Source organism: Devosia sp. LjRoot3, assembly GCF_964252865.1.
Taxonomy (GTDB): Bacteria; Pseudomonadota; Alphaproteobacteria; order Rhizobiales; family Devosiaceae; genus Devosia.
Genome location: NZ_CAXUPK020000001.1, coordinates 365,839 through 392,819, shown reverse-complemented (window position 1 = coordinate 392,819; position 26,981 = coordinate 365,839). Strand labels below are relative to the sequence as shown.

Genomic DNA, 26,981 nt, shown 5'->3' with positions numbered 1-26,981 from the left:
AGAGTCCCTCCCTGGGATGATCTGTCGTTCATGTCTCAAGCCACCGCACTTTGACGGTCGGCCTGAGCAGTCGTGTCCGCCACGATGAGCCGCACACCTGCTGTTTCCAGCATTTGACGATCTTCGTCGCGGATGCCGCTATCGGTAATGACAGCGGCAATTCTATCGAGCCCGCAGAGGATGAGACTGCTGCGGCCCATGAATTTGGAGGAGTCGGCGAGGACGATCAGTTCGTCCGCCTGCCCGATCAGGCCAAGCTCGGACTGCACGACCATGGGGTCGGCCTCCATCAGCCCATGGGCGCCGATGCCCTGGCAGCCGATGAACATGCGCTTGGCATAGAAGTGGCTCGCCACCACCCCGCCAAAGGGCGAGAGGATGACGTTCTGCTCGCGATAGACCGTGCCGCCGGGAATGACGACGGGGTTGCGCGAGTTGTGGATGAGGTACTCCGCGATGGCGAAGCTGTTGGTGAAGACGCTGACCCGCTTTGAGGTCAGGAAGTGCACCATCTGATAGGTCGTCGTGCCGCCATTGATGATGATCGGCTCGCCATCGCTGCACAAATCTGCAGCAGCGCGCGCAATTGCCCGCTTCTGAGCAATATTGATCGTTTCGTTGACGGAGAAAGGTCGGCCGACGAGACCGCCCTGCGCCGGAGGGTTGATCGCCTCGGCGCCGCCACGCACGCGGCGGAGCTTGCCCTGCTCGTCGAGCGAGGCAATGTCCCGGCGGATCGTGGCTTCGGAAGAGCCTGTCACTTCACACAATTCGGCCACCGTCACCACGGGGTGCGATTGTGCAGCGGCTAAAATAACGCGGTGGCGTTCCGTTTCGTGCAAGGCTGATACTCCCTGAACGCAGTGCTTTCACTCTTTCCGCGCAGAGTCAATCAGCAATCGACATGTTTCAGTCAGAAGCGCGCACGGATGATGAATCCTGATCGTTTCTGATTGACAGCGTATATCGTTCTATGGCCATGTCCGGGCCAAATCTCCACTTCGCCTAACCTTCGGGAGGAACTTCCATGTCCACCGCGCCCAAGCGCCTTGAAAACAAGTGGGACGACGCCAAAGCCGCGTCCATGACCGAGCCGGAGCGCCTGGTCTACCGTTCGAACCTGCTCGGTTCGGACAAGCGCGTCACCAACTATGGCGGCGGCAATACCTCCTCCAAGATCATGCAGAAGGACCCGCTCACCGGCGAGATGGTCGAAGTCCTCTGGGTCAAGGGTTCGGGCGGCGACAGCGCCTCGATCAAGCTCGATGGCTTCTCGACGCTCTACATGGACAAGCTGCGCGCCCTGAAGGGCCTCTATCGCGGCGTTGAGTTCGAAGACGAGATGGTGGGCTACCTGCCCCACGCGACGTTCAACCTGAACCCGCGCGCCGCTTCGATCGACACCCCGCTCCATGCCTATGTGAACCACAACTTTGTGGACCACATGCACCCCGACGCAATCATCGCCATTGCGGCCTCGAAGAATTCCAGGGAACTGACCAAGCAGATCTTTGGCGACACCATCGGCTGGCTTCCGTGGAAGAAGCCCGGCTTCGAGCTCGGCCTGTGGCTCGGCAAGTACTGCGAAGAGAACCCGAACTCCAAGGGTCTCATCCTTGAATCGCACGGCCTCTTCACCTGGGGCGACACCCCCAAGGAGTGCTACGAAACCACCATCGGCATCATCAATCAGGCCATCGAATGGTTTGAAAAGGAAACCGCTGGGAAGACCATCTTTGGTGGCGCCGCCACCCAGTCGCTCGATGCCGACGCCCGTCGTGCCGTCGCTGCCAAGCTGATGCCGAAGATCCGTGGCTTCATCTCCGAAGACAGCCACAAGCTCGGCCACTTCGATGACAGCGACGCGGTCCTCGAATTCGTCAATTCCAAAAACCTGCGTCCGCTGGCGGCTCTCGGCACCTCCTGCCCCGACCATTTCCTGCGCACCAAGATCCGCCCGCTGGTCATCGACTTCAACCCGGCCAACCCGGACGTTGATGCCGTGATCGCTGGCCTTGACGCCCAGATCGCCGCCTACCGCGTCGACTACCAGGCCTATTACGATCGCTGCAAACACGACAACTCCCCGGCCGTTCGCGATCCGAACGCCGTCGTTTACCTGATCCCGGGTGTCGGTATGCTGACCTTCGCCAAGGACAAGGCCACCGCCCGTATTTCCGGCGAGTTCTATGTCAACGCCATCAACGTGATGCGCGGCGCCTCGACCGTTTCGGAATATCAGGGCCTGCCCGAGCAGGAAGCCTTCGACATCGAATACTGGCTGCTTGAAGAAGCCAAGCTTGCCCGTATGCCGAAGCCGAAATCTCTCGCTGGCAAGATCGCCCTCGTCACCGGCGGCGCCGGCGGCATCGGCAAGGCAACTGCCGCTCGTCTCCTCCGTGAAGGCGCCTGCGTCGTCATCGCCGATATCGACCAGACCGCGCTCGACAACGCGACCGCCGAACTCTCCGGTGTGTTCGGTGCCGACTTCGTCCGCCCGGTGAACATCAACGTCACCAAGGAAGAGCAGGTCCTGTCCGGCTTCGCCCATGCCGTGGTCGAATTCGGTGGCCTCGACATCCTCGTGTCGAATGCCGGCCTCGCCTCCTCGGCGCCGATCGAAGACACGACGCTCGAACTCTGGAACAAGAACATGGACATCCTGTCCACGGGCTATTTCCTCGTCTCGCGCGAAGCCTTCCGTCTGTTCCGCCAGCAGAAGATCGGCGGCAACGTCGTCTTCGTCGCGTCCAAGAACGGCCTTGCCGCTTCTCCGAACGCTTCGGCCTACTGCACCGCCAAGGCTGCGGAAATTCACCTGGCTCGCTGCCTCGCCCTCGAAGGCGCGGAAGCACAGATCCGCGTCAACGTCGTCAATCCCGACGCCGTGCTGCGTGGCTCGAAGATCTGGGCCGGCGAATGGCTCGAGCAGCGCGCATCGACCTACAAGACCGACAAGGACGGCCTTGAAGAGATGTATCGCCAGCGCTCGATGCTGAAGCGCTCGGTGTTCCCGGAAGACATCGCCGAAGCCATCTACTTCTTCGCTTCGGAAGCCTCGGCCAAGTCTACCGGCAACATCATCAACGTCGACGCCGGCAACGCCCAGTCGTTCCCGCGCTAGGCAATAGCAAAGCCCCCTCGCCGCCAGCCGGCTGAGGGGGCTTTCCGCATTTGCTGGAGGAAAACATGACCGAACACATCATCGACGCATCCATCGTCGAAGCCGACAACACCAAGCGCGAAGCCGATCTTCGTCGCGACTATGAAACCCTGGGCGAACGCCTCGACCGTCGCGGCATTGCCATCGACGCCGTCAAGGCCAAGGTCGCAAAGTTCTCCGTGGCCGTTCCCTCCTGGGGCGTCGGCACCGGCGGCACGCGCTTCGCCAAATTCCCGGGCGCCGGCGAACCGCGCGACATTTTTGACAAGATCGAAGATTGCGCCGTCATCGCCCAGCTGACCCAGGCGACCAAGACCATCTCGCTGCATATTCCGTGGGACAAGGCCGATCCGAACCGCCTGAAGCAGGCCGCCAGCCGCTTCAACCTCGGCTTCGATGCCATGAACTCGAACACCTTCTCGGACGCCAAGGGCCAGATCCAGAGCTACAAGTTCGGCTCGCTCTCGTCCTACGACAAGGGCACCCGCAATCAGGCGATCGAGCACAATCTCGAATGCATCGAGATCGGCAAGACAATCGGCTCCAAGGCCCTGACCATCTGGATCGGCGACGGCTCCAACTTCCCCGGCCAGGTCAATTTCGCCGACCAGTTCGCAAACTACCTCGACTCTGCCAAGGCGATCTACGCCGCCCTGCCGGACGACTGGAACGTCTATACCGAACACAAGATGTACGAGCCGGCCTTCTATTCGACGGTCGTACAGGATTGGGGCACCAATTACATCATCGCCAAGGAACTGGGCGACAAGGCCCTCTGCCTCGTCGATCTCGGCCACCACGCTCCGAACGTGAACATTGAAATGATCGTCTCCCGTCTTGCCCAGTTCGGCAAGCTCGGCGGCTTCCACTTCAACGATTCCAAGTATGGCGACGACGATCTCGACGCCGGCTCGGTCGATCCCTACCGTCTGTTCCTGGTGTTCAACGAACTCGTCGACATCGAGAACCGCGACGCGAGCTTCCACCCGGCCCACATGCTCGACCAGAGCCACAACGTCACCGACCCGATCGAGTCGCTGATGCTCTCGGCTTCGGACGTGCAGCGTTCCTACGCCCAGGCACTCCTCGTCGACCGCGCGACCCTCAAGGCCGCACAGACCGACAATGATGCACTGACGGCCACCCAGCAGTTGCGTCACGCCTTCCGCACCGATGTCGAGCCGATCCTGGCCCTCGCCCGCCTCGAAGCCGGCGGCGCCATCGATCCGCTCGCGGCCTACCGTGCCTCCGGCTACCGCGCCAAGGTCGCCGCAGTCCGTCCCGCCGTCGAAGGCGGCTCGGGCGGCATCGTCTAAAGAATAAAGAGTTCCAACGCTCCTCCCAAGTTGCGACGGAAGGAAAGGCCCGGTGAGCGATCACCGGGCTTTTTTGGTCCTACAGGACGTCACCCTCGGGCCTGACCCGAGGGCTCTGCACTTGCCGCCCCCTCACCCGCCTCGGGCTTCGCCCGATCCACCCTCTCCCCAAGTGGGAGAGGAACAGAGGAGAGCACCGGCCCATTCTTCTCCCCCTCGGGGAGAAGGTGGCGCGAAGCGCCGGATGAGGGGGATGCTTTCGGTGGTACGACGCGGCAGAACTCCCTAAGGCTTCACCAGCCCACCAAAATAATCGAGCGCATAAGCCTCTACCTCACCCACCAAAATCACCTCGCGCCCACGAAACTGCGCCGCGCTGCCTTCGCTCCTATCGCGATAGTGTCCATGCGGCCCCGTCCAATCAAAACCACCCAAAAACCGCCCTTCGCCATACATGGCCGAAAGTGCGCCCTTGATCGTCTCCCCCGCCTTGACCCCGTCAATCAGGTCCGGCCGCAGCACATAGCCATAGTAGTTCATGGCCCAGACCGGCTCCGCGCCGCGCAACAGCACTTCCTGCCCCAGAAAATCCGTGCCACCAAAATAGCTGTCGAGATAGCGCCACTCGCCCTCGGACCAGCCGAGATCATGCGATCCCGGCCGCGAGGCAGTCGCCTTCACCCCGCCCCCCACATAGGTCGCGGCCTTGGCCCGTACGATCACGGCATTGAGTTCGTCTGCAGTCATTCTGTTCCCCTGACTTCTTGGGGAACATTCGCGGTGTCCCGCGCCAAAACCTGTCAGGATTCCGCGCGCATGAAGGCCGTTGCCTCCAGCATCCAGTCGCGGAACATCTTGATCTTGGGCGCATTGCGCCGGCTTTCGGGATAGACGAGGTAATAGGCTCGCCCTGCGGGCGCGAGAAGCGGAAAGGGCTGGATCAGCCGGCCCGAGGCAATCTCGTCGCGAAACAGCGCCGGCGTCAGCATGGTAACCCCGCGGCCCGCCATGGCGGCCGTACCAAGCAGGCTCTGCCAATTGAGCATGCTCATCGGCCGCCCCTCCGCCGAAAAGCCGGGAACCCCCGCAACCTCGAACCAGAGCGCCCACCATTCGTCCTGCGGATCGAGCATGGGCAGCTTTAAGAGGTCCGCCGGCTCCTTAACCCCACCAATGCTCTCGGCCAAAACCGGACTAAGCAGTGGCGTGAAATCCGCCTTCACCAGCATGTGCGAGACCAGCCCCTTTTCCGGCGGCGCTGCCAGCGTGCGGATGCCGATATCGCATTCATCATTGAGCAGGTCGACCATATCGCTGGTGCTATCGACCCGCACCGCGATCTCTGGATGGTCGATCTGGAACAGCCCCAGATTCTGCGCCAGCCATTGGCTCGCAAAGGTCGGCACCGTGGTGATCGAGAGCAATCTGTCCACTTCGCCCCGCGTATCGGCAAAAGCCTCGCGCATGATTTCAAAGGCCTGCTGCACCTGCGGCGCTAGGCTCGCCCCCACTTCGCTCAGCGCGATCTGTCGCGGTTTCCTGAGAAACAGCGGCGCCCCCACGCGCTCCTCCAAGAGCTTGATCTGATAGCTCACCGCCGCCTGCGTCATGCCCAGTTCCTCGCCCGCGCGCGTAAAGCTGAGATGCCGCGTCACGGCCTCAAAAACCCGAATGGCACTGAGCGGCGGCAGCGACATGGATAAACACCCCTTATGCGTCGGCATCGAGCTTTAGTTGGATACTGGCAGCAATCAGGTGCATTTTTCAGCTCATGTCAATCCAATGAGGACGCCGGCCATAAGGCCAGCGAATGCATAAAATGCTCGCTTTGCCCAGCTTTCTTGGCTTTCTCCTGCCCCTCCCCGCCGCTCTCCTGCACCAGCAGGACGCCACGGAACCCAAGCGCCGCCGCGCCATAAGGGCACTTAATCTCTCCCATCACATCCTTCAGGATGTCGGTCTCGACGATCTCGAAAATCCCGCCGACGATCCGCGCTGGGTACAGCGGCCCGATCTCGAGCGCTGAGGCTTGAGCTTTGCCGTCGACGGGCTAAAACAGATGCATGTCCAAGACCACGCCCGCCACGCAGGCCCTCATCAAGGCCGGCATCAGCTTCACCCTCGCCAATTACGACTATGACCCGAACGCCGAGCGCGTCGGGCTGCAGGCCGCCGAGGCCATGGGCGTATCGCCGGGCGAGGTGTTCAAGACGCTGATGGCCGAGCTCGACGGCAAGCCCATCTGCGCCATCGTTCCTTCCGACGAGGAAGTAAACATGAAAAAGCTCGCCGCCGCCCTCGGCGGCAAGTCCGCCCACATGATGAAGCCGGCAGATGCCGAGCGCCTGACCGGCTACAAGGTCGGCGGCATCAGCCCCCTCGGCCAGCGCAAAATAGTCCCCACCGCGCTCGACGAAATGGCCCAGCTTTACGACGAGATTTTTCTCAATGGCGGCCAGCGCGGATTGCAGATCCGCATCAAGCCAGATGACCTCGTCGCAGCGCTCGAATGCGTTGTCGCGGATTTGACGCGGTAAGCGTCACAAGCGCGGCATCCCGCAGGAATTCGGATCTCCGCACCGCAAGCCCCCCAGCGTCATTCCCGCGAAAGCGGGAATCCCTGTTTTTTGGCGCAAGGAGATTCCCGCTTTCGCGGGAATGACGCCGGGGGGATGGAAGAGCTTGGGAGGGGAACGGAGCCACGCTCGACATCACCCCAGAAAAGACAAAAGGCGCCCGGGAGGACGCCTTCATCTTACATACCGATTTGCCTAAAACTTAGGCGGAATAGGTACCGCGAGCAATCGACTTGATGTCGGAGCGGGTGATGCCCAGGTCGTTCAGCTGGCGGCTGTCGAGCGAGTTGAGCTCGCGCAGGGTGCGCTGGTAGCGGGCGAAATCGGCGATCTTCTTGGCAATGTTCATTTTGGTTCCCCTTCGTTTGATGACCTCTATGTAGACCGGAGGGGTCGTGATTAGTAGATGGACCTTCTGCACATCCGTTATGCACTGGGCGCACAGAAATGAGGCATATGGTTCATATTCGGTTTAGGTAGATTTTCCGCCAATTTCGCCGACACCACGGCTGCCATCGACCTAATTCATTGTAATAAAAAACAAAAATCGGATTCCGCAGCCGCAGAACCCGATTTTCTGATTTTTGACCAAATGGTCAGGACCCATGCGCTAGCGGGTGGTCGGCTCCCGCCCTTCCTCGCGAGCTATGCGTCTATCCTCGCGCATTTCGAACCACATGGCATTGAGAATGCCGAAGGTGCAGGCAAGCCCGAGGCCGAGAATCCAGGAAAAATACCACATCGTCTCTCTCCTAGTAGGCGTTGGGGTTCTTGTTGAGACTGGTTGAAGTCACCGGACCGCGCATCACCCGGAAGACATAGCCGGTATAGAGAATGATGATCGGCAGGAAGAACGCGGTCACCAGCAGCATGATGAACAGCGTCATATGGCTCGAAGACGCATCCCAGAGCGTCAGCCCGGCCTGCGGCACCGTCGAGGACGGCAGCAGGAACGGGAACAGCGACAGGCCGGCGGTGGAAATAATGCCGAAAATGCCGGCGCTGGTCGCCAGGAGCGGAATGAGCTTCCAGCGAGCATTGAGCCCCAGCACCGCCAGCGCCAGACCGGCAAAGCCGATCACCGGCGCGGCGATCATCCAGGGATAAGCGCCGTAATTGCTGAGCCACCCACCACGTACCAGTTCGACGGTCTTGGCGAGCGGGTTGATCGGCGCATTGGGATCGACGGTGCTGGTGATGACATGACCATCGATACCGAAGGCCACCCAGACGCCGCCAAGAGCAAAGAGCACGATCGTCCCGAGCCCGGCCCAGATGCCAATCGTCCGGGCCCGCTCGGCCAGCAAGCCGTCTGTGCGCCCCACGATCACCGACGCGCCCTGTGTCACCAACATCCCCAAGCTCACGAGGCCACAGAGCAGGGCAAAGGGCATCAGCAGCATGAAGAAGTTGCCGGTATAGAAGGCACGCATCGTATCGTCGAAGTGGAACGGCGCGCCGAGGATGACATTGCCCACCGCCACGCCGAAGATCAGCGAGGGCACTGCCCCGCCGATGAACAGTGCCCAGTCCCAGGTCGCCCGCCAGCGGGCATCGGCGATCTTGCCGCGGAACTTGAACCCGACTGGCCTGAGGATCAGGGCCAGCAGGATGACAATCATGGCGAGATAGAAGCCCGAAAAGCTCACGGCATAGAGCGGCGGGAAGGCGGCGAAGATGGCGCCGCCGCCCAGCACCAGCCAGACCTGATTGCCCTCCCAGGTGGGGCCAACCACATTGAGCAGTACGCGCCGCTCGTCATCGGTGCGCGCCGCAAAGGGCAGCAGCGCGCCGACGCCGAGATCGCGCCCACCCATGATGGCAAAGCCAATCAGCAACACACCGAGCAATAGCCACCAGATGAGCCGCAAGGTTTCATAGTCGAGTGGAATGGTGCTCACGATCCGAGCTCCTTGGTAGCGGGAGTGGCAGGCAGTGCGGCGACAACAAAATCGTCGGCATCGGGGCTATCGGCGAAGGTGTAGTCCTTCGGTCCGGCTTTGACGATTTTGACCATCAGCATGATCATGATGATGAACAGCACCGTGTAGAGCAGGGTGAAGAAGGTCAGCGAAATCACCAGATCCCAGAAGTTGAGGGTCGAGGCGGCATAGAAGGTTGGAAGCACCCCTTCCACCACCCAGGGCTGGCGGCCGAATTCGGCGATGAACCAGCCCGACTCGATGGCGATCCATGGCGTCGGCAGCAGGAAGAAGCTCAGCCAGAGCAGGTTCTTGTTGCTGTCGAGTTTCCCCGTCGATGCCTTCCAGAACCAGAACGCGAAGAAGGCGATGAAGAAGAAGCCCAGACCCATCATGATGCGGAAGGTCCAGAACAGCGGCCAGACATCGGGCACGGTGTCCTCGGCTGCCATGGCGATTTCCTCGTCCGTGGCATTGCCGACGTCTTCGCGATACTTCTTCAGCAACAGGCCATAGCCGAGATCGGCCCAGTGCTCGTCAAAGACCGCACGCGCCGCCTGATTGGTGCCATCGGCCCGGATTTCTTGCAGCGCATCATAGGCAATCATGCCCGAGCGGATACGCGTCTGGGCATGCAAGGTCAGTTCCTCGATGCCCTCCAGTTCCTCGTCCAGCGATCTCGTGGTGATGAGGCCGCCGACCCATGGGACCTGGATCGAGAAGCTCGGCTCGCCACCATCGGCGCCCGGAATGGCGATGACCGTCCATGGCGCTGGAGCTTCCTCGGTATGATAGCTCGCCTCGAGCGCGGCGATCTTCATCTTCTGGTGCTCGGTCGCGACATAGCCGCTCTCGTCACCCAGCACGACGACCGACAGCGCCCCGGCAAGACCGAAGCTGGCTGCCACCACCATCGAGCGCTTGGCGATCTCCACATGCTTGCCACGCGCGAGGTAGAAAGCCGAAATGGCAAAGATGAACACAGCGCCGCAGACGTAGCCGGCGCTGACCGTGTGCACGAACTTGGCCTGCGCGACCGAGTTGAACAGCACCGCCATGAAGTCGGTGACTTCCATGCGCATGGTGTCGGGATTGAATTTCGCCCCCACCGGGTTCTGCATCCAGCCATTGGCAATGAGGATCCAGAGCGCCGAAAAATTGGTGCCCAGCGCCACAAGCCAGGTGACGATCAGGTGCCCCACCTTGCTCATGCGATCCCAGCCAAAGAAAAAGAGGCCGACAAAGGTCGCTTCGAGGAAGAAGGCCATCAACCCTTCGATCGCCAGCGGCGCGCCGAAGACGTCCCCCACATAGTGGCTATAATAGCTCCAGTTCATGCCGAACTGGAATTCCATGACGATGCCGGTGGCCACGCCCATGGCAAAGTTGACGCCGAAAAGCGTGCCCCAGAAAATCGTGGCCTTGCGCCAGATTTCGCGGCCCGTCATCACGTAGACGCTCTCCATCACAGCCATCAGCATGGATAGCCCGAGCGTCAAGGGAACGAAGATGAAGTGATACATGGCGGTGGCGGCGAATTGCCATCGCGAGAGTTCTACGACAGTCATGTCGATCATGGCAGGTCCTGCCTTGCTGCTGCTAGGGATGGCCGGGAGGAACCACCCCATCTCCCCATGAACCCGGACTGTGCTACCCGCCTTGATGTAGATCAAGGTTCATTGCGCCAGCGCAATTTAGAGTGCAAAACGTGGCCCTCCGGAATCGGCCCCGTTCCGACTAGAAGATCTGCCCGTGACACCCCAGGAAAAAGCTGCCGGCAAGGCTCTGTCAAAACTGCAACGCCATGGCGGCATTGCGCTTTGGCTGGCGATCGGCCTGCCGCTCGTCTCCGGCGGCCTGCTGGTCTGGCAGGCCTCCAGCCTTGCCAATGTGATCGGCCGCGCCGTGCAAGGCGACGAGACGATCGACGCGCTCCTGCCGACAGTCGGGATCATCCTCGCGCTGCTCGTTTTCCGCGCCGGCCTTTCGGCGCTGGGCGACTGGCTCGGCACGCTCGCGTCCGAACACATCAAGCGCGACCTGCGCGAGGCACTCTTTACCTCGCTCCTTGCCCGCTCGCCCCGTCGTCAGGATCAGCCGGCCTCGGGCGCCGCCGTCACCGCCATTGTCGATCAGGTCGAGGCACTCGATGGCTTCTTCGCCCGCTACCTGCCTGCCTCGGGTCAGGCGGCCCTGTTGCCGCTCGTCTTCGGCGCCATCATCCTGCCGCTCGATTGGGTCGCTGGCCTGCTGTTCCTCGTCAGCGCGCCGCTCATCCCCCTCTTCATGGCGCTGGTCGGTTGGGGCGCGCAGGCGGCCACCGACCGCCAGGCCCAGGCTCTCACCCGCTTGTCCGGCCGTTTCGCCGATCGGCTGCGTGGCCTTCTCACCCTCAAGCTTTTCGGCCGCGAAGCCGCCGAAGTGCACGGCATCGTCTCAGCCAGCGAGTCACTGCGCCGCCGCACGCTAAAAGTGCTCGCCATCGCCTTCCTCTCCTCCGCAGTGCTCGAATTTTTTGCTGCCCTCGGCGTTGCCGGCGTCGCCCTCTATCTGGGCCTCACCTTCATCGATTTCCTGCACTTGCGCTCGTCGCCGCTGACACTGGAACTGGCGCTGTTCCTGCTCCTCATGGCGCCCGAGGTCTATAATCCCCTGCGGCTCCTTGCCGCGCACTACCACGACCGCGCCTCCGCCAAGGCCGCCCTTGTCGAAATCGAACGCCAACTCGGCGCCCTCCCTTCAGAGGCAACGCCCCTCGCCGACATCGCCCCCCGCGCCGGCAAAGCCATCGCGCTCGATCTCACTGGCGTCACACTGCGCACGCCCGATCGCCAGCGCGTGGTTCTCGCCGATACCGCGCTCAAGATTGCCGCCGGCCAGCACATCGCCATTCTCGGCCCCAGCGGCCAGGGCAAGTCGACCCTGCTGGAAGCCCTTGTCGGTCTCCGCGCCGCCGAAGGCGAGATCATGCTCGATGGCCGCGCGCTCGATAGCTGGCCCGAGGAAGAGCTGCGCGCCCGCACCTTCCTTCTCACCCAGAAGCCGCGCCTTCTTCACGCCAGCATTGCCGAAAACATCGCCCTCGCCCGCCCCGGTGCGAGCCGCACTGAGATCGAGCTCGCCGCCGAACGCGCTGGCGTCAGCCAGTTTGCCGCCGCCATGCCACAGGGCCTCGACACCATTATCGGCGAAGACGGCATCGGCCTTTCTGGCGGTCAGGCCCAGCGCGTCGCCCTCGCCCGCCTGTTCCTCCGCGATGCCGGCCTCATTCTCCTCGACGAACCGACCGCCCATCTCGATGCCGAACTCGAAGCCGAAATCATGTCGGCCATCATCGACTATGCGAAGGGCCGCACATTGATCGTCGCCACTCACTCGCAAGCGGTCGTTACCCGCCTCGACAAAGCCTGGCGTATTGCCGGCGAAACCCTGCTGCCGGTCGCCCTCCCCGCGCATAAGAAAGGTGTCGCATGACTGTCTTTGCCATGCTCGCCCCGCTCTTCCGTCGCCGCCTTGGCGCGCTCTCCCTGGCGCTGCTGCTCTCTTCCATCGCCCTTGCCGCCGGCATTGCCCTCCTCGGCACTTCCGGCTGGTTCATCACCGCCACTGCGCTGACGACGCTTGGCCTGGGCTTCAATCTCTTCGTGCCGTCCTCGCTGGTCCGCGCCTTTTCCTTCATCCGCATTCTCGCCCGCTATGGCGAACGCTTCGTCGGCCACAACGCTACCCTGCGCCTCCTCTCGGACCTGCGCGGCTGGCTCTTTGCCGCGCTCTTCCCGCGCCTGCCGCTCTCGGATCGTTCCATTCGCCATGGCGACCTCGTCAGCCGCCTGACAGCTGATGTCGACGCGCTCGACGTCGCCTTCCTCGTCGCCATCGGCCCCATGCTCGGCGCCCTCCTCATGGGCATTGCCGTCACTGGTGTACTGATCGTTTTCCTCCCCTCCGCCGCCCTCATTTATGCGCTCGCCGTGGCCGGCGCCGTCTTCGTGGTTCCAGCCGCTCTCGTCATCTCGTCGCGAAAAGTCGGCCGCGAGGTTGTCACCGCCGCCGCCGACACGCGCATATCCGTCTACGACGCCATCAGCGGCCACGCCGATCTCACCATTCTCGGCGTTCTGGGCACCGCCAGGGACCGCTTCTCCGCCCTCGCCCGCCGCCTTTCCGAACGCCGTCTCACCCTCGCCGCCCTGACCGGCGCCGCAGCCATGGCCGTGCAGGTGCTGGCCGCCCTCGCATTGGTCGGCACGCTCTGGGCCGGCCTCGTCGCCCATGAAGCTGGCACTCTCGACCCGGCCGTCTTCGTCGGCCTTGTTCTCGCCGTCCTCGGCAGTTTCGAAGCCACCGCCGTCATCATCCGCAGCGTCGGCAAATCCGCCGCAGCCCTAGCCGCTGCGGAACGCCTGACCGCCCTCGCCAACCTGCCGCCGGCGATCATCGACCCGGCCCAGCCCCTGCCCTTCCCCGAAGGCCAGAAGATCGCCTTTTCCGACGTGCATTTTTCCTACGATAGCGGCGCGCCCGTTCTCAACGGCGTCACCCTGACGATCGCCCCCGGCGAACGCATCGCCATCACCGGCCCCAGTGGCGGCGGCAAATCCAGCCTGCTCCGCCTGCTCCTCCGTCTCAACGAACCGCAATGCGGCGACATTCGCGTCGGCAGCACGGCCCTCCATGACATTGCCGCCGCCCAAGTCCACGCCCATATGGCGCTCCTGAGCCAAGATAGCCCCGTCTTCATCGATACGATCCGCAACAACCTGCGCATCGCCCGCCCCCTCGCCGAGGACGAGGCCATTTGGGCCGCGCTCGAAGCGGCAAAACTCGACAAGTTCGTCGCCACCCTGCCCGACGGCCTCGACACCGTCCTCGGCGAATCCGGCCGCACTCTCTCCGCCGGCCAGATGCGCCGCCTCTGCCTCGCGCGCACGCTCCTCTCGGACGCGCCGATCATCCTTCTCGACGAGCCAACCAATGCGCTCGACCGCGCCAACGAACTAAGCTTCTTCGAAACCCTCGCCGAAGCCACCAAAGGCCGCACGCTGATCATGGTCACCCACGCCGCCATTCCCGACGGCACGGTGGATCGAGTTCTGGAAATGCGGAATGGCAAGCTGTCGGGCTGACTAGGCCGACACTCTCCCGCCCACGATCGTCACCACCGGGCCTGTCCCGGTGGTCCATGCGAAGGCAAGATGGATTGCCGGGACAAGCCCGGCAATGACGACCAAATAGGTCCTGTAGGCCCTTACCCGCAGCGCAGCCGCAGCTGCGTCAGGTCCTTGATGCTGACATGCCGATAGTTGGCAATCTCGATCACCTTCTCGGCCTTGAGCTTGGTCAGTTGCCTGCTCACCGTCTCGATGGTCAGCCCCAGGAAGTCAGCAATATCGGCCCGGCTCAGCGGCAGATCAAAGGTCGCCAGCGCCGTTTCTTCCGTGGGATCGATATGCGTCGCGAGGAGATACAGAAAGCTCGCGACCTTTTCGCTGGCCGTTTTGCGCCCCAGCGTCACCATCCAGTCGCGCGCCTCGTCGAGTTCGCGCAGCGCCTGCATCATGATCCGGTGTTCCACCGGGCCACCCGCTGACATCAACGCCTCGAGCGCGCTTTTGGGGATCATGCAGAGTTCGACGTCCGAGGCCGTTTCCGCCGTCACCCGGCTTTCGCTGGCAAAGGGCCGGCCCAGCAGATCGGGCGCAAATTGCAGGCCCACCACCTGCTGGCGCCCGTCTTCGAGCACCTTGGTCAGCTTGACCACCCCGCGCAGCACATTGGCATAGGACGCAATCGGCATGGCATCGGCCATGATTTCCTGGCCCGGCTCGCGACGCACGCGCCGCGTATGCTTGGAAATGGCGAGCAATTGCTCGGAGGTCATTGCCCCACAAATCCCCTGGTGCCGCGCCTCACAGCTTTGGCACAGGATCGGCAATTCAGAGTTGTGGATGTCTTTGCGAACCGTCTGCATGGATCAAGCTCCTGACAGCGCATGAAATAGGCTGGCGGCGCTTCGAATATAATCAGGAGATTTGTCGCTGTGCCAACAGGTCGCATAGGCGAAACCACATTTGTTTTCCGCGCGTGCACAACTACCGCGCTTTCTTCGTGCATGGGGCAGCAATGCCGATGGCAAAAAGATGCTTCTTCGCCTATTGACCTTACCATGATGGGAAGGTCTATCTACATGAGGACGGAGTAAGAACCCATGACAGAACACGTCCACCACACCCATTCGCCTACCCCCGTTGCCCTCGATATCGAAGGCATGACCTGCGCGTCCTGCGTGTCGCGGGTGGAAAAGGCGCTGCTAAAAGTTCCCGGCGTCGAAGCGGCGTCAGTCAATCTCGCGACCGAACGCGCCACCATAACCGGCGGCGACACCGAAGCCCTCATCAAGGCGGTCGAAAAGGTCGGCTACAAGGGCAGCCTGCGCCAGCCCGCGCATGCCGGCCACGACCACGCCCATCATCACCATGACGAAGACGCGGCGATCCTCCGCCGCGACGTCATCATTGCCGCCATCCCGACCATCCCGCTTTTCGCGGTCGAAATGCTCGGCCACCTCTACATGCCCTTCCACATGTGGCTGATGTCCGTCGTCTCGATGGACGTTCTCTACACAACCTATTTTGTCCTCGCGACCTTCGTGCTCTTCGTGCCGGGCCTGCGCTTCTTCAAGGTCGGTATTCCCGCCCTGCTGCGTGGCGCGCCGGAGATGAATTCGCTCGTCGCCTTGGGCGCGGGCGCCGCCTGGCTCTTTTCCACTGTTGTCACCTTCGCTGCCCAGCTCGTGCCGGCCGAAACGCGCTACGTCTATTTCGAGGCCGCCGCCGTCATCGTCACGCTGATCCTTGTCGGTCGCTGGCTCGAAGCCATCGCCAAGGGCCGCACCGGCGAAGCCATCCAGCGCCTCGTGCGCGAACAGGCCAAGACCGCCCGCGTCGAGCACAATGGCATGGTCCATGAAATGCCCATCGAACAGGTCAAGGTCGGCGACATCATCGTCGTGCGCCCCGGCGAAAAGATCGCCGTCGATGGCGAACTCGTCGATGGCACGAGCCATGTCAACGAATCCATGATCTCCGGCGAACCCCTGCCCGTCTCCAAGAAGCAAGGCGACACAGTCATCGGCGGCACGCTCAACACTTCGGGCAGTTTTCGTTTCCGCGCCACCAAGGTCGGCGGCGATACCATGCTGGCCCAGATCATCCGCATGGTCGAAGAAGCCCAGGGCGGCAAGCTGCCGATCCAGCGCACTGTCGACCTGATCACGGCCTGGTTCGTGCCCGCCGTCATGGCCCTTGCCGCGCTGACCTTTATCGCCTGGCTCATCTGGGGCCCCGACCCCGCGATGACCTTCGGCTTCGTCAATGCCGTTGCCGTGCTGATCATCGCCTGCCCCTGTGCCATGGGTCTCGCCACGCCGACCTCCATCATGGTCGGCACCGGTCGTGCCGCCGAACTCGGCGTGCTCTTCCGCAAGAGTGAAGCCCTGCAGCGCCTGCGCGATGCCGATGTCGTCGCCTTCGACAAGACCGGCACGCTCACCGAGGGCAAGCCCGTCCTCACGGACCTGATCCTCGACGACGACTTCGAGCATGACGAAGTTTTATCACTTGTCGCCGCAGCCGAAAGCCGCTCCGAGCACCCGATTGCCCTGGCCATCGTCGCCGCTGCCGAAAAGGCTGGCCTGAGCCTGCCCGCAGTCGAGCACTTCGATTCCGACCCCGGTCACGGCGTCATCGCCACCATCGGCGGCCGCAAGGTGCAGGTCGGCTCCGCCCGCATGATGCAGGGTCTGGACCTGTCAGACTTTGCCGAAACGCTTCAGCGCCTCGCCGACGAAGGCAAGACCCCGGTCTTTGCCGCCATTGACGGCAAGATCGCCGCCGCCATCGTCGTCGCCGACGTGGTCAAGCCGACCAGCAAGGCCGTCATCGCGCGGCTCCACGCCATGGGTTTTAAGACCGCAATGATCTCGGGCGACAACAAGCGTACCGCCGCCGCCATCGCCGCTCAGCTCGGTATCGACGAAGTGCAGGCCGAAGTGCTTCCCGCCGACAAGGTCGCCGCCATCAAGGCCCTGCGCCAAGGCGGTCGCGTCGTCGCTTATGTCGGTGACGGCATCAACGACGCCCCCGCCCTTGCCGAAGCCGATATCGGTATCGCGGTCGGCACGGGCACCGATGCTGCCATCGAAAGCGCCGACGTTGTCCTCCTCGGCGGCAATCTGCAGGGCGTGCTCAACGCCCTGACGGTAAGCCGCGCCACCATGAAGAACATCTGGGAAAATCTCTTCTGGGCGTTTGGCTACAATGCCCTCCTGATCCCGGTTGCCGCGGGCGTGCTCTATCCCCCCTTCGGCATCCTGCTCTCGCCCATGCTCGGCGCCGGGGCCATGGCCCTGTCCTCGGTCTTCGTCGTCGGCAATGCCCAGCGCCTGCGCGCCATCAAGGGAGAAAAGGCATGAACATCGGCCAGGCCGCCGACGCATCCGGCGTTTCGGCAAAAATGATCCGCTACTATGAGCAGATCGGCCTCATCCGCCCACCCTCACGCACCGGTAGCAATTACCGCGTCTATGGCAGCGATGAAGTGCATGTGCTGCGCTTCATCCGCCGCTCGCGCACCCTGGGCTTTTCCATCGAGGAAACCAGCGCCCTCCTTGCCCTCTGGCAGGACAAGACCCGCGCCAGCGGCGAAGTGCGCGACATCGCCTCCGAGCACATATCGGCGCTCGAAACCAAGATCGCCGAACTCGAATCCATGGTCGGGACGCTAAAACATCTCGTCCATTGCTGCCAGGGCGACAACCGCCCCGATTGCCCCATTCTCGACGATCTCGCCGGGACCCATTCCAAGACCAAAGGACACTGACATGGCCGACACGACCATTTTTACCGTCAACGACATGACCTGCAGCCACTGCGTCGGCACGGTCCGCAAGGCCCTCGAAGAAGCGCTACCGGGTGCAGAAATCAGCGTCGACCTCGACACTCACAAGGTGAGTTTTACGGGTGATCGCGCCAAGGGTGAAGAGGCAATCAAGGAAGCAGGCTATACGCCTGAGCCGGCATAACGCTCAAATCGTCACCCTCGGGCTTGACCCGAGGGCTCTAAACTTGCTGCGCGGCAACCAAGTGAAGCGTCCTCGGGTCAAGCCCGAGGATGACGTTCAACGGTTGGGAGCTACTCCCAATCCCCCTCCACAAACCGCCCGAGATTATCGAGCAACCCATTCGTGCCCTCTTCCCTGAGCCGCCCGCCATCATCGAACCCATCGAGATAGGCGCCCATCTCGGTCAGCTTCAGCACCGTATGATCGCCATCCGCGACCAATTCAAACGTCGCGACCGAGACCGAAATCCGCACATCATCCAGCGTCATGTCATACGAGTAGACAATCCGCTCATTGGGCACGATGTCCTGATAGACCGCGCGAAACGCATGCACCGGTCCGCCTATCGGGCCACCAATGCTCGTCTCCATCCCGCCAATGCGGAAATCCATGGTCTGCTCGTCCTTGCCCCAGGTCTCGGGCGGGGTGAACCACTGCGCCTTGGCCCCCGGTTCAGAGAGGGCGCGATAGACCCGCGCTGCCTTCGCCTTGTAGCGGCGCTCCAGCACAAAGGTCGCATGACTGACGCTGCGTTTCTTCTCGGTCATTTGCCCTCTTCCTCGTCTTCCGTCGCCGCCAGATATTCCCCCAACCGATCGAGCCGCTGCACCCATAAAGTGCGCCGCTCATTGAGCCATTGCTCAGCCTGGCTCAGCGCCTCCGGCTCGATCTGGCAAGTGCGCACCCGCCCCACCTTTTGCGAGGAAACGAGCCCACTCGCCTCCAACGCCTGCAGGTGCTGCACCACTGCCGGCAGCGACATATCGAAGGGTTTTGCGAGCTCACTGACCGAGGCCGGGCCACGGCTGAGGCGATCGATCATCGCCCGGCGCGTCGGATCTGCCAGCGCCTGAAACATCAGGTCGAGCTTGGGATTTTGGTTAAGCATGAGATTAAGTAACAATTCCGCCAGTTGCGTGTCAACGGCGCTTGACCTTGCCATCTGGCAAGCCCGCATTTGTCTTGGGCAAAACCAAAAGGTGGCCCCAATGAAAACCGCTTTCCTCGCTCTCGCCTTCGCCCTCTTCGCCCTTCCGGCCCATGCTCAGGACGCTCATGCCGGCCATGGCGGCACGATGAGCGATTCCCCTGCCACCACGGCTTACACCCAAGCCAACCAGCAGATGCACGCCGACATGGCGATCGAATATTCCGGCGACGCCGATGTCGACTTCATCCGCGGCATGATCCCCCATCACCAGGGCGCCGTCGCCATGGCCAAAATCGTGCTCGAACACGGCCAGGATCCCGAAGTGCGCAAACTCGCCGAAGGCGTCATCGCCGCCCAGGAAGGCGAAATCGCCTGGATGGAAGAGTGGCTGAAAGCCAAGGGCTACTGACCGAGAGGCTGCTTGCGTCCGACACTACCACAAACTCAACTGTCACCCCGGCGAAGGCCGGGGCCCATCCTGAGATCTCAAGATGGATCCCGGCTCAGGGCCGGGATGACAGCCGGTGGAAGGAAGCACATCGAGCAAGAGCCGCCACGCCAGGCGACAATCGCAGCTACCCCACGCGCGTCACCGAGTTTCGTACAATCAGTTCCGCGCGCAGCAGCACCTGCTGCTCATGCGGCTTCTCGCCGGCCAGCAGTTCCAGCAGCAATTCCATCGCCGCCTCGCCGATCCTGTGCCGCGGCTGCTTCATCGTCGTTAGCGACGGCGTCACAAAACTCGAAAACGAAATATCATCAAAGCCCATGATGGAGAACTGTCGCGGCAGATCATAGTGCCGCGCATTGAGCGAGATGATCACGCCCAGCGCCGTCGCGTCGTTGACGCAGAAGAAGGCCGTGGGCAGCACATCGCGCACGAACATCAGTTCCGCCGCCGCGCGCCCGCTCTCGGTCGTGCCATCGCCATCGATGATCATGCGCGGATCAATCGCAATTCCCGCCCCGGCCAGCGCCTTGCGATAGCCCTCTTCGCGCAGCCGATTGACCTCGCGCCCGTACGAACGCCCGACAAAGGCAATGCGCCGATGCCCCTGTGAAATCAGGTGCTCGGTCGCAATGCGCGCGCCCTCAAAATTGTCGACGCCAACGAAGGGCACATCGGCATTGGGCACCGGCTCATTGACCGCCACCATGGGTGGCAAGCGTTGCTCCGTACCGTCCTGTCCAAAGCCATAGGGCAGGTGCCCCGTGAACAGGATCAGCCCATCCGCCTGGTTGGAGCTGATGAACCGCAGATAATCGGTCTCCCGGCTCGCATCGTTCTGCGTATTGCCGATGAGCACGCCATAGCCGCGCTTGCTCGCCTCGGTTTCGAGCCCCACCAGAATATTGGAAAAGTTCGGATCGCCGACATCGGGCGCCAGAATCAGAATCATGTTGGACCGCCGCATGCGCAGCGATCGGGCCATGGCATTGGTGGTGTAACCGGTGCGGGCGATGGCCTCAGTCACCTTGCGGCGCGTTTCGTCGGCGACCTTGGTGGGCTCGTTGATGGCGCGACTGACCGTGGCGATGGACACGCCGGCAAGCGCCGCAACGTCTTCAATCGTAGCCAGTTTCTGGTGCTGCACTCGTTAAGCCCCGCACACCCACTGGCGCCCGTTTCCCTGCCTCTAGCAGAAGCAACGCATAGCGCCAGACCCTCCCCAAAGGCTTACCTTCTTTTGCCTCTATGTAAACCTTTACATCATTCATGAAAACCTTTACATCATCACATCAGGACGAAGAGCCGGGTCAACCGCCGCGTCCATTGGGGAGGGATTTTGCGATGTCATCAGTCGAAGGCACAGTTGCGCCTGCCGTTCTGTCGGCAAATCGCATTTCCAAGTCCTTTGGCGAAATCCCGGTGCTGTTCAGCATCGATTTCGACATCAAGCCCGGCGAAGTGCACGCCATCATTGGCGAAAACGGCGCAGGCAAATCCACCCTCATCAAGATTCTCTCAGGCATCGAGCAGCCGACCTCAGGCTCGATCACCTATGACGGCGAGACCGTCACCCTGCCGCCCGATGGCAAGGCGGAAGCGATGGGCATCGTGCTTATCCACCAGGAACTGAACCTGGCCGAACATCTCACCGCCTCGGAATCCATCTTCCTCGGCCGCGAGATCAAGCGTTTTGGGTTCCTCGACCTCGGCGCGATGCGCAGCAAAGCCGCCGCGCTGATGGACACGCTCCACGTCCGCGTCGATCCCGACGATCGCATCAGCACCCTCTCGGTCGCCGACAAGCAGATGGTCGAAATCGCCAAGGCCATCAGCCGCGATGCGCGTGTCCTGATCATGGACGAGCCGACCGCCGTGCTTTCGGTCGGCGAAACCCAGACCCTGTTCGAACAGATCCGCCGCCTCACCGCCCGCGGCGTCGCCGTCATCTTCATCTCGCACAAGCTCGACGAGATCATGGAACTGGCTGATCGCGTCACTGTCCTCCGCGATGGCCAGTTGATTGCCACTGTCGGTACCGAGGCGCTGACGCCCGACTCTATCGCCCAGATGATGGTCGGCCGCGAGCTTTCCAATCTCTATCCGCCCAAGCACGAGCCCGATGTCGACGCGCCCGTCGTCCTCGGCATCCGCAACCTCGTCGCCAAGGGCGTCAAAGACATCTCCTTCGACCTCAAGCGCGGCGAAATTCTTGGCTTTGCCGGTCTCATCGGCTCGGGCCGCACCGCCGTCGCCGAAGCCATTGTCGGCCTCAGCCACCGCACTGGCGGCGACATCACGCTCGATGGCAAACCGGTCAATTTCACCCAGGTCGTCCAGTCCGTGGACGCGGGCCTTGCCTACATGACCAAAGACCGCAAGGGGAAAGGCCTGCTGCTCAATATGGGTCTCAGGCCAAACCTGACGCTCCTCACGCTCGACAAGCACATCAAGGCCGGTTTCCTCGACAGCTCCAGCGAAGAGCGCGCCCTTGAGCGCGCCGTGCGCCGCTTCGATATCCGGGCCCGCGACGCCTCCGTCGCCGTCGGCCGCCTCTCCGGCGGCAATCAGCAGAAACTCATGCTGGGCAAGACCATGGAGAGCGAGCCGGACATCATCATCATGGATGAGCCGACCCGCGGCATCGATGTCGGCACCAAGCAGCAGATCTATCACATCATCGCGGCCCTGGCCGCCGAGGGTAAGTCGATCATCCTCATCTCCTCGGAAATGCAGGAAGTGATCGGCCTCAGCCACCGCGTGGTGGTGATGCGCGAAGGGCGCCTCACGGGCGTGCTCGAAGGCGCAGAAATTACCGAAGCAGAAATCATGCGGTACGCCGCTGGCATCAAGAGTGGAAACGATGAGCGTATCAGCGCCTGATATTCCGGCAAAAACCAAGCGCGGTTTCCGCCTCGATCTCAAGACCGTGGGGCCGCTCTTGGCGCTCGCCCTCCTGGTCCTGCTCGGCATCTCGCTCAACGAGAATTTCCTGAGCTACAACAACCTGACCAACGTCTTGGCACGGTCGTCCTTCATCGGCATCATCGCCATCGGCGCGACCTTTGTCATCACCGCCGGCGGGCTCGATCTTTCCGTCGGCTCCATGGCCGCGGTCATTGCCGGCGTCATGATCATGGTGATGAACTGGCTGATCCCCTCCATGGGGATCGGCTGGGGCGTGGTTATCGCGGGCATGGCGACGGGCATTCTGCTCGGTGGGGTCGCCGGCGTGTTCAATGGCACCATGATCACCCGAGGGCGCATCGAGGCCTTCATCGTTACCCTCGGCACCATGGGCATTTTCCGCTCGCTCGTGACCTTCCTTGCCGATGGCGGCACGCTGTCGCTCAATTTCCAGGTCGCCGACGTCTATCGCCCGGTCTATTACGCCGGCGTCCTCGGCGTGCCGTGGCCGATCATCGTCTTTGCCCTCGTTGCCATCGGCGGCGAAGTGGTCATGCGCTACACCGCCTTCGGCCGCTATTGCGCCGCCATCGGCTCCAACGAGCAGGTCGCCCGCTACTCTTCGATCAATGTCGATAACGTGCGCCTCCTGACCTACATCCTGCAGGGCATTTTGGTCGGCGTCGCCGTGCTGCTCTATGTGCCGCGCTTGGGCTCTGCCTCCAGCACCACGGGCGTACTCTGGGAGCTCGAAGCCATCGCCGGCGTCATCATCGGCGGCACCACTCTCAAGGGCGGCTATGGCCGCATCTGGGGCACCGTGGTCGGCGTCGTCATCCTCGGCCTCATCGGCAATATCCTCAATCTTCAGAGCCTCATCAGCCCCTATCTGAACGGGGCCTTCCAGGGCGTGATCATCATTCTCGCCGTGCTGCTGCAACGCGGCCGCCGCACATGAGTGGGCACCACTTTTCCGGTTCGAAAGCGCGACCACGACGGACACAGCGAGCCAAGAGTTTACATCGCCCGCAAAGGGCATTTTCGGGAGGACTACAAGAATGAAACTGGTGAAATCCCTCATGGCTTCGGCTGTCATTGCCGGCAGCCTCACGGGCGCAGTCGTCGCCCAGGACAAGGTGACCATCGGCGTCTCCGTGCCGGCGGCCGACCACGGCTGGACCGGTGGCGTCAACTATTTCGCCCAGGAAGCCATCGAGCGTCTGGGCACCACCTATCCCAACGTCGAGTTCGTCTTCGCTTCGGCTCCTGATGCGCCCAAGCAGATCGCCGACATCGAAGACATGGTCTCCACCCGCGGCATCGACGCCCTCGTCATCCTCCCGGGTGACCCGGACGCCATGACCTCGGCCATCAAGCAGGTCAAGGACGCTGGCAAGTTCGTCACCGTCGTTGATCGCCAGCTCTCCATCGACGGCGTCGAAAACCTCTACGTTGCCGGCGACAATCCGGGCCTCGGCGCCAATTCGGCCGAGTACTTCAAGCAGGCGCTGCCTGAAGGCGGCAACATCGTCATCCTGCGCGGCCTGCCGATCCCGATCGACGCACAGCGCTTCGACGCCTTCGTTGCCGGCATCGAAGGCTCAAACATCACCGTTCTCGACGACGAATTCGCCAACTGGAACCGCGATGACGGCTTCAAGGTGATGCAGGACTTCCTGACCCGTTTCCCCGACATCAAGGGTGTGTGGGCACAGGACGACGATATCGCCCTCGGCGCCATCGAAGCCATCAAGCAGGCTGGCCGTGAGAACGACATGTTCATCGTCGGCGGCGCCGGCATGCAGCAGATCCTGCAGGCCGTTGCCGATGGCTCTGCCCTGACCCCGGTCGACGTCTCCTACAGCCCGGCCATGATCGCCACGGCTATCGAGCTGACGACGTCGCACTTCACCGGCGGCATCCAGGTCGCAGGTCGCTACATCCTCGACTCGACCCTGATCACCAAGGACAACGCGGCCGAATATCTCGATCCGAACAGCCCGTTCTGATCTCAAGAACTCCCAACGACGCAAATGCGAAGGGCGCCTCTCGGCGCCCTTTTTCATTTATGCCCCACCGTCGTCACCACCGGGCTTGTCCCGGTGGTCCATGCGATCCGCAGGATGGCACTCCATGACGATGGGGTTGATCACGCGATGGCGGCCAGCTCCACCTCTTCCTCGCCCCAGCCCATGGCTGCCGGCCGGCCGAGCAGATAGCCCTGCGCCTCGTTGCAGCCTTCCATGCGCAGCACATTGAGCTGTTCGAGTGTTTCCACGCCCTCAGCCAGCACCGGCACGGAAAGGCTCCGCCCCAGCGCCAAGATGGCGCGCACGATGGCCTTTGATTCCTCGGAATGCTCCACCTCGTTCATGAACGAGCGGTCGAGCTTGATCTTGTCGAAGGGGAAGCTGCGCAGCGTTGCCAGCGACGAATAGCCGGTGCCGAAGTCGTCGATGGCAATGGACACGCCCAGCTCGCGGATCTGGCGCAAAATGCTCAGCGCCCGCTTCTTGTCGGTGATGATGGCCGTCTCGGTGACTTCCAGTTCCAGCCGCTCAGGCGCCAGCCCCGACTGGAACAGCACCATCTTCACCAGGTCCACCAGTTCCACCTGCGAAAGCTGCAGGCCGGAGACGTTGACGGCGATCTTGTGCGGCTCGGGCCAGGCGGCAGCCTCGATACAGGCCGTGGTCAGCACCCAGGCGCCGATGGCGCCGATGGCCCCACATTCCTCGGCCACCGGAATGAATTCGGCCGGAGGAACCGAGCCATAGCCCGGTCGGTCCCAGCGCAGCAGCACTTCGTAGCCGGTGATCTCACCCGACGAGACCGATTTCTGCACCTGATAGACAAGGTTGAAAGCGTTAGTCTCCAGCGCGTGCCAGAGGTCGACGGACATAGCGCGACGCTGGCGCGCATGCTCGTCCATCTCGCTCTCATAGTAGCAGATGCGCGTGTCGAACTCGGCCTTGGCGCGATAAAGCGCAAGGTCGGCATTGCTCAAAAGCTTGGAGTGCTCCCTGCCGTCCTGCGGATAGATGGCCACGCCGATGCTGCCGCTCGTGGCGACAATCACGTCTTGATACTGCACCGATCCGAACAGCACGCCCTCGATGCGATCGAGAAAGTCGCGCAGGCTTTCGATGACGGAAAACTGCTTGATGGCGACGAATTCGTCACCGCCGAGACGTGCGATGACCTCGCCGGGCTTGAGCAGGCCACTCAGCCGCTCGGAAAGCACGCGCAGCACCTGGTCGCCAGTGGCGTGGCCATAGCTGTCATTAATGTCCTTGAAGTTGTCGAGGTCGATCGCGACGACACCGATCTGGGTCCCCTTGGCCTCGGCATCGGCCAGGGCACCTGCAAAAACTTCGTCGAAGCGCGCCCGGTTCGGCAGGCCCGTCAGCGTATCGTGCTTGGCCAGGTGGGCAATGGCCGCCTCGCTACGCTTGCTGTCGGAAATGTCCTCCATCAGCGTCACCCAGCGACCGTCGCCGATCGGATTGTGCTGCACGCGCAGGAACCGTTCGCCGTCAAAGCTGTGCACAGCCTGCCCACCCTGGGCGGCAAGCAGACGATGCTGTTCGGCAAGGCCCCGCGCGATCTCGTCGCGCTTTGCAAGGTCGATGCTGACCTGGTTGGTGGCCACCACGCACATGTCTTCCAGCGTCCGGCCTTCTATGGCTGCCCCCTTGGGCAGGCCAAGCAGTTCGATCAGCCGTTCATTGTGCAGCATCACCCGGCCGTCGGCCGAAAACAGCGCCAGCCCCTGCCCCATATGGGTCAGCGCCAGCTCAAGCTTCTGGCTCACCGCGGCGATGCGGTCGGCGTCGACCTTCTGGCGCAGGTCTTCGCGCTCGGTGCGGCGGCGGTCGGCCTCATCGAGCACCACGCTGCCAAGAGCGGCGCTCAGGATAAAAAGCGTGATCAGGGCAACAATGATCGACATCACGGCGCCGTCGATTTCCGCGCCGGCATTGACCAAGGGTAGGCAATTGCTGAAATCCGCGGCGCCCATGGCGGTAAAATGCATGGCGCAGATGGCCAGGGTAAGCAGACCCGCGCCGCCAAACAGGCGCGCCCGGCCGACACCCATGGCCGTCACCACGGCCAGGCCCGAGATGACGATACCGGCGAGGATCGAGAGACCGATCAGGCCATTGTGCCAGAGCAATTGTCCATCGAGCAGCAGCGCCGCGATGCCGACATAGTGCATGGAGGAAATGCCGACGCCGATCACCGCGCCGCCCAAAAAGCGGTCTGCCGTCCCGGTCGAGCGGATCGCCATGGCAAGGCCCGCACCGCAAATGCCGATGGCAATCAGCAGGGAAAGACCGGTGAGCAGGATGTCATATTGCAGCGCAAAGCCCGGCCGGAAGGCCAGCATGGCGACAAAATGCGTCGACCAGATGCCCAACCCCACCGAAAGGGCCGAGACCGTCGTCCAGATGCGACGTGCCCGCCCCTGCATTCGCATCGCGTGGCGCAACAGACTGACACAGGCATAGGCCGAAAGCAGGCAAACAAGAGCAGCGAGCGCCACGAAACCGAGGTCATGGCCACGGAAGAAGAAATCGAGAACGGCAAACACGGC

Annotated in this window: 25 protein-coding genes; 13 read left to right on the top strand and 12 right to left on the bottom strand. The window is 62.5% G+C overall.

Annotated features, from left to right (window positions below; translation table 11 throughout):
- Nucleotides 1-35 precede the first annotated feature (35 nt).
- On the bottom strand, nucleotides 36-842 hold the full coding sequence (locus tag ACSQ2A_RS01945) for a DeoR/GlpR family DNA-binding transcription regulator (RefSeq protein ID WP_436070857.1): 807 nt from the start codon (nucleotides 840-842) through the stop codon (nucleotides 36-38).
- A 185-nt stretch (nucleotides 843-1,027) separates the two neighbouring features.
- On the opposite strand from ACSQ2A_RS01945, the gene ACSQ2A_RS01940 reads away from it, so the two are divergent.
- The gene (locus tag ACSQ2A_RS01940; RefSeq protein ID WP_436070856.1) at nucleotides 1,028-3,124 is read left to right on the top strand and encodes a bifunctional rhamnulose-1-phosphate aldolase/short-chain dehydrogenase; all 2,097 of its coding nucleotides are present in this window, start codon (nucleotides 1,028-1,030) and stop codon (nucleotides 3,122-3,124) included.
- Nucleotides 3,125-3,189: 65 nt separating this feature from the next.
- The gene (gene rhaI / locus ACSQ2A_RS01935) at nucleotides 3,190-4,479 is read left to right on the top strand and encodes an L-rhamnose catabolism isomerase (RefSeq protein WP_436070855.1); all 1,290 of its coding nucleotides are present in this window, start codon (nucleotides 3,190-3,192) and stop codon (nucleotides 4,477-4,479) included.
- Between the two features lie 285 nt (nucleotides 4,480-4,764).
- On the opposite strand, the gene ACSQ2A_RS01930 is transcribed toward rhaI, so the two are convergent.
- Nucleotides 4,765-5,226, bottom strand: a complete 462-nt coding sequence (locus ACSQ2A_RS01930) for a DUF5680 domain-containing protein (RefSeq protein ID WP_436070854.1) — start codon at nucleotides 5,224-5,226, stop codon at nucleotides 4,765-4,767.
- 53 nt (nucleotides 5,227-5,279) lie between these two features.
- Nucleotides 5,280-6,176, bottom strand: a complete 897-nt coding sequence (locus ACSQ2A_RS01925) for a LysR substrate-binding domain-containing protein (protein ID WP_436070853.1) — start codon at nucleotides 6,174-6,176, stop codon at nucleotides 5,280-5,282.
- Between the two features lie 122 nt (nucleotides 6,177-6,298).
- Here ACSQ2A_RS01925 and ACSQ2A_RS01920 point away from each other — a divergent pair, with 122 nt between their 5' ends.
- Nucleotides 6,299-6,505: a hypothetical protein gene (locus ACSQ2A_RS01920; protein ID WP_436070852.1), complete on the top strand. Its 207-nt coding sequence runs from the start codon at nucleotides 6,299-6,301 to the stop codon at nucleotides 6,503-6,505.
- 37 nt (nucleotides 6,506-6,542) lie between these two features.
- Nucleotides 6,543-7,016: a Cys-tRNA(Pro) deacylase gene (gene ybaK / locus ACSQ2A_RS01915; protein WP_436070851.1), complete on the top strand. Its 474-nt coding sequence runs from the start codon at nucleotides 6,543-6,545 to the stop codon at nucleotides 7,014-7,016.
- 241 nt (nucleotides 7,017-7,257) lie between these two features.
- Here the strand turns inward: ybaK and ACSQ2A_RS01910 are convergent, their stop codons facing one another.
- The 4 genes from ACSQ2A_RS01910 to ACSQ2A_RS01895 all read right to left on the bottom strand — a co-directional run bounded on the left by ACSQ2A_RS01910 (nucleotide 7,258) and on the right by ACSQ2A_RS01895 (nucleotide 10,551).
- Nucleotides 7,258-7,404, bottom strand: coding sequence for a DUF1127 domain-containing protein (locus ACSQ2A_RS01910; protein WP_295409653.1), 147 nt, complete (start codon nucleotides 7,402-7,404; stop codon nucleotides 7,258-7,260).
- A 261-nt stretch (nucleotides 7,405-7,665) separates the two neighbouring features.
- The gene (gene cydX / locus ACSQ2A_RS01905) at nucleotides 7,666-7,797 is read right to left on the bottom strand and encodes a cytochrome bd-I oxidase subunit CydX (protein ID WP_295409657.1); all 132 of its coding nucleotides are present in this window, start codon (nucleotides 7,795-7,797) and stop codon (nucleotides 7,666-7,668) included.
- 10 nt (nucleotides 7,798-7,807) lie between these two features.
- Nucleotides 7,808-8,956, bottom strand: a complete 1,149-nt coding sequence (gene cydB / locus ACSQ2A_RS01900) for a cytochrome d ubiquinol oxidase subunit II (RefSeq protein ID WP_295409660.1) — start codon at nucleotides 8,954-8,956, stop codon at nucleotides 7,808-7,810.
- Entirely contained in the window at nucleotides 8,953-10,551 is a 1,599-nt protein-coding gene (locus ACSQ2A_RS01895) for a cytochrome ubiquinol oxidase subunit I (protein ID WP_436071618.1), read from the bottom strand. Before ACSQ2A_RS01895 ends, cydB begins: the two co-directional genes overlap by 4 nt.
- A 178-nt stretch (nucleotides 10,552-10,729) precedes the next feature.
- Here ACSQ2A_RS01895 and cydD point away from each other — a divergent pair, with 178 nt between their 5' ends.
- Together cydD and cydC are read left to right on the top strand one after the other, a co-directional pair.
- Nucleotides 10,730-12,451 (top strand): thiol reductant ABC exporter subunit CydD, encoded by a 1,722-nt coding sequence (cydD, locus tag ACSQ2A_RS01890; protein ID WP_436070850.1) that lies wholly within the window; start codon nucleotides 10,730-10,732, stop codon nucleotides 12,449-12,451.
- Nucleotides 12,448-14,103, top strand: a complete 1,656-nt coding sequence (cydC, locus tag ACSQ2A_RS01885; RefSeq protein WP_436070849.1) for a thiol reductant ABC exporter subunit CydC — start codon at nucleotides 12,448-12,450, stop codon at nucleotides 14,101-14,103. Before cydD ends, cydC begins: the two co-directional genes overlap by 4 nt.
- A 122-nt stretch (nucleotides 14,104-14,225) precedes the next feature.
- Here the strand turns inward: cydC and ACSQ2A_RS01880 are convergent, their stop codons facing one another.
- Nucleotides 14,226-14,948, bottom strand: a complete 723-nt coding sequence (locus ACSQ2A_RS01880) for a Crp/Fnr family transcriptional regulator (protein WP_295409669.1) — start codon at nucleotides 14,946-14,948, stop codon at nucleotides 14,226-14,228.
- Between the two features lie 237 nt (nucleotides 14,949-15,185).
- Here ACSQ2A_RS01880 and ACSQ2A_RS01875 point away from each other — a divergent pair, with 237 nt between their 5' ends.
- Genes ACSQ2A_RS01875 through ACSQ2A_RS01865 form a run of 3 tightly spaced genes read left to right on the top strand, consistent with a single transcriptional unit; the run spans nucleotide 15,186 to nucleotide 18,059 of the window.
- Nucleotides 15,186-17,450 carry a heavy metal translocating P-type ATPase gene (locus ACSQ2A_RS01875; RefSeq protein ID WP_436070848.1) on the top strand — a complete coding sequence of 755 codons (2,265 nt, stop codon included), beginning with the start codon at nucleotides 15,186-15,188 and terminating at the stop codon, nucleotides 17,448-17,450.
- Nucleotides 17,447-17,857 (top strand): Cu(I)-responsive transcriptional regulator, encoded by a 411-nt coding sequence (cueR, locus tag ACSQ2A_RS01870; RefSeq protein ID WP_295409674.1) that lies wholly within the window; start codon nucleotides 17,447-17,449, stop codon nucleotides 17,855-17,857. Before ACSQ2A_RS01875 ends, cueR begins: the two co-directional genes overlap by 4 nt.
- 1 nt (nucleotide 17,858) lies before the next feature.
- Nucleotides 17,859-18,059, top strand: coding sequence for a heavy-metal-associated domain-containing protein (locus ACSQ2A_RS01865; RefSeq protein ID WP_436070847.1), 201 nt, complete (start codon nucleotides 17,859-17,861; stop codon nucleotides 18,057-18,059).
- Nucleotides 18,060-18,169: 110 nt separating this feature from the next.
- Here ACSQ2A_RS01865 and ACSQ2A_RS01860 read toward each other — a convergent pair whose 3' ends face one another.
- Both ACSQ2A_RS01860 and ACSQ2A_RS01855 read right to left on the bottom strand, forming a co-directional pair.
- Nucleotides 18,170-18,646 carry an SRPBCC family protein gene (locus tag ACSQ2A_RS01860; RefSeq protein WP_436070846.1) on the bottom strand — a complete coding sequence of 159 codons (477 nt, stop codon included), beginning with the start codon at nucleotides 18,644-18,646 and terminating at the stop codon, nucleotides 18,170-18,172.
- Nucleotides 18,643-18,987: an ArsR/SmtB family transcription factor gene (locus ACSQ2A_RS01855; RefSeq protein WP_291420091.1), complete on the bottom strand. Its 345-nt coding sequence runs from the start codon at nucleotides 18,985-18,987 to the stop codon at nucleotides 18,643-18,645. Before ACSQ2A_RS01855 ends, ACSQ2A_RS01860 begins: the two co-directional genes overlap by 4 nt.
- 100 nt (nucleotides 18,988-19,087) lie before the next feature.
- Here ACSQ2A_RS01855 and copM point away from each other — a divergent pair, with 100 nt between their 5' ends.
- Nucleotides 19,088-19,438, top strand: a complete 351-nt coding sequence (copM, locus tag ACSQ2A_RS01850) for a CopM family metallochaperone (RefSeq protein ID WP_436070845.1) — start codon at nucleotides 19,088-19,090, stop codon at nucleotides 19,436-19,438.
- 166 nt (nucleotides 19,439-19,604) lie between these two features.
- Here the strand turns inward: copM and ACSQ2A_RS01845 are convergent, their stop codons facing one another.
- On the bottom strand, nucleotides 19,605-20,624 hold the full coding sequence (locus ACSQ2A_RS01845) for a LacI family DNA-binding transcriptional regulator (protein WP_436070844.1): 1,020 nt from the start codon (nucleotides 20,622-20,624) through the stop codon (nucleotides 19,605-19,607).
- 197 nt (nucleotides 20,625-20,821) lie between these two features.
- Here ACSQ2A_RS01845 and ACSQ2A_RS01840 point away from each other — a divergent pair, with 197 nt between their 5' ends.
- The 3 genes from ACSQ2A_RS01840 to ACSQ2A_RS01830 all read left to right on the top strand — a co-directional run bounded on the left by ACSQ2A_RS01840 (nucleotide 20,822) and on the right by ACSQ2A_RS01830 (nucleotide 24,393).
- Nucleotides 20,822-22,360, top strand: coding sequence for a sugar ABC transporter ATP-binding protein (locus ACSQ2A_RS01840; RefSeq protein WP_436070843.1), 1,539 nt, complete (start codon nucleotides 20,822-20,824; stop codon nucleotides 22,358-22,360).
- Entirely contained in the window at nucleotides 22,341-23,342 is a 1,002-nt protein-coding gene (locus tag ACSQ2A_RS01835; RefSeq protein ID WP_295409694.1) for an ABC transporter permease, read from the top strand. Before ACSQ2A_RS01840 ends, ACSQ2A_RS01835 begins: the two co-directional genes overlap by 20 nt.
- Before the next feature lie 100 nt (nucleotides 23,343-23,442).
- Complete coding sequence (locus ACSQ2A_RS01830) at nucleotides 23,443-24,393, top strand: substrate-binding domain-containing protein (RefSeq protein ID WP_295409696.1); 951 nt, start codon at nucleotides 23,443-23,445, stop codon at nucleotides 24,391-24,393.
- A gap of 140 nt (nucleotides 24,394-24,533) precedes the next feature.
- On the opposite strand, the gene ACSQ2A_RS01825 is transcribed toward ACSQ2A_RS01830, so the two are convergent.
- Nucleotides 24,534-26,978 carry a bifunctional diguanylate cyclase/phosphodiesterase gene (locus tag ACSQ2A_RS01825; protein ID WP_436070842.1) on the bottom strand — a complete coding sequence of 815 codons (2,445 nt, stop codon included), beginning with the start codon at nucleotides 26,976-26,978 and terminating at the stop codon, nucleotides 24,534-24,536.
- Nucleotides 26,979-26,981 lie beyond the last annotated feature (3 nt).

What these genes read in the sequence shown, in the direction of transcription:
- cueR (WP_295409674.1), top strand. Translation starts at nt 17,447, where the DNA reads ATGAACATCGGCCAGGCCGCCGACGCATCCGGCGTTTCGGCAAAAATG.
- cydX (WP_295409657.1), bottom strand. Translation starts at nt 7,797, where the DNA reads ATGTGGTATTTTTCCTGGATTCTCGGCCTCGGGCTTGCCTGCACCTTC.
- rhaI (WP_436070855.1), top strand. Translation starts at nt 3,190, where the DNA reads ATGACCGAACACATCATCGACGCATCCATCGTCGAAGCCGACAACACC.
- ACSQ2A_RS01910 (WP_295409653.1), bottom strand. Translation starts at nt 7,404, where the DNA reads ATGAACATTGCCAAGAAGATCGCCGATTTCGCCCGCTACCAGCGCACC.
- ACSQ2A_RS01840 (WP_436070843.1), top strand. Translation starts at nt 20,822, where the DNA reads ATGTCATCAGTCGAAGGCACAGTTGCGCCTGCCGTTCTGTCGGCAAAT.
- cydC (WP_436070849.1), top strand. Translation starts at nt 12,448, where the DNA reads ATGACTGTCTTTGCCATGCTCGCCCCGCTCTTCCGTCGCCGCCTTGGC.
- ACSQ2A_RS01830 (WP_295409696.1), top strand. Translation starts at nt 23,443, where the DNA reads ATGAAACTGGTGAAATCCCTCATGGCTTCGGCTGTCATTGCCGGCAGC.
- ACSQ2A_RS01835 (WP_295409694.1), top strand. Translation starts at nt 22,341, where the DNA reads ATGAGCGTATCAGCGCCTGATATTCCGGCAAAAACCAAGCGCGGTTTC.
- ACSQ2A_RS01880 (WP_295409669.1), bottom strand. Translation starts at nt 14,948, where the DNA reads ATGCAGACGGTTCGCAAAGACATCCACAACTCTGAATTGCCGATCCTG.
- ACSQ2A_RS01860 (WP_436070846.1), bottom strand. Translation starts at nt 18,646, where the DNA reads ATGACCGAGAAGAAACGCAGCGTCAGTCATGCGACCTTTGTGCTGGAG.
- ACSQ2A_RS01940 (WP_436070856.1), top strand. Translation starts at nt 1,028, where the DNA reads ATGTCCACCGCGCCCAAGCGCCTTGAAAACAAGTGGGACGACGCCAAA.
- copM (WP_436070845.1), top strand. Translation starts at nt 19,088, where the DNA reads ATGAAAACCGCTTTCCTCGCTCTCGCCTTCGCCCTCTTCGCCCTTCCG.
- ybaK (WP_436070851.1), top strand. Translation starts at nt 6,543, where the DNA reads ATGTCCAAGACCACGCCCGCCACGCAGGCCCTCATCAAGGCCGGCATC.
- ACSQ2A_RS01930 (WP_436070854.1), bottom strand. Translation starts at nt 5,226, where the DNA reads ATGACTGCAGACGAACTCAATGCCGTGATCGTACGGGCCAAGGCCGCG.
- ACSQ2A_RS01855 (WP_291420091.1), bottom strand. Translation starts at nt 18,987, where the DNA reads ATGCTTAACCAAAATCCCAAGCTCGACCTGATGTTTCAGGCGCTGGCA.
- ACSQ2A_RS01875 (WP_436070848.1), top strand. Translation starts at nt 15,186, where the DNA reads ATGACAGAACACGTCCACCACACCCATTCGCCTACCCCCGTTGCCCTC.
- ACSQ2A_RS01865 (WP_436070847.1), top strand. Translation starts at nt 17,859, where the DNA reads ATGGCCGACACGACCATTTTTACCGTCAACGACATGACCTGCAGCCAC.
- ACSQ2A_RS01925 (WP_436070853.1), bottom strand. Translation starts at nt 6,176, where the DNA reads ATGTCGCTGCCGCCGCTCAGTGCCATTCGGGTTTTTGAGGCCGTGACG.
- ACSQ2A_RS01920 (WP_436070852.1), top strand. Translation starts at nt 6,299, where the DNA reads ATGCTCGCTTTGCCCAGCTTTCTTGGCTTTCTCCTGCCCCTCCCCGCC.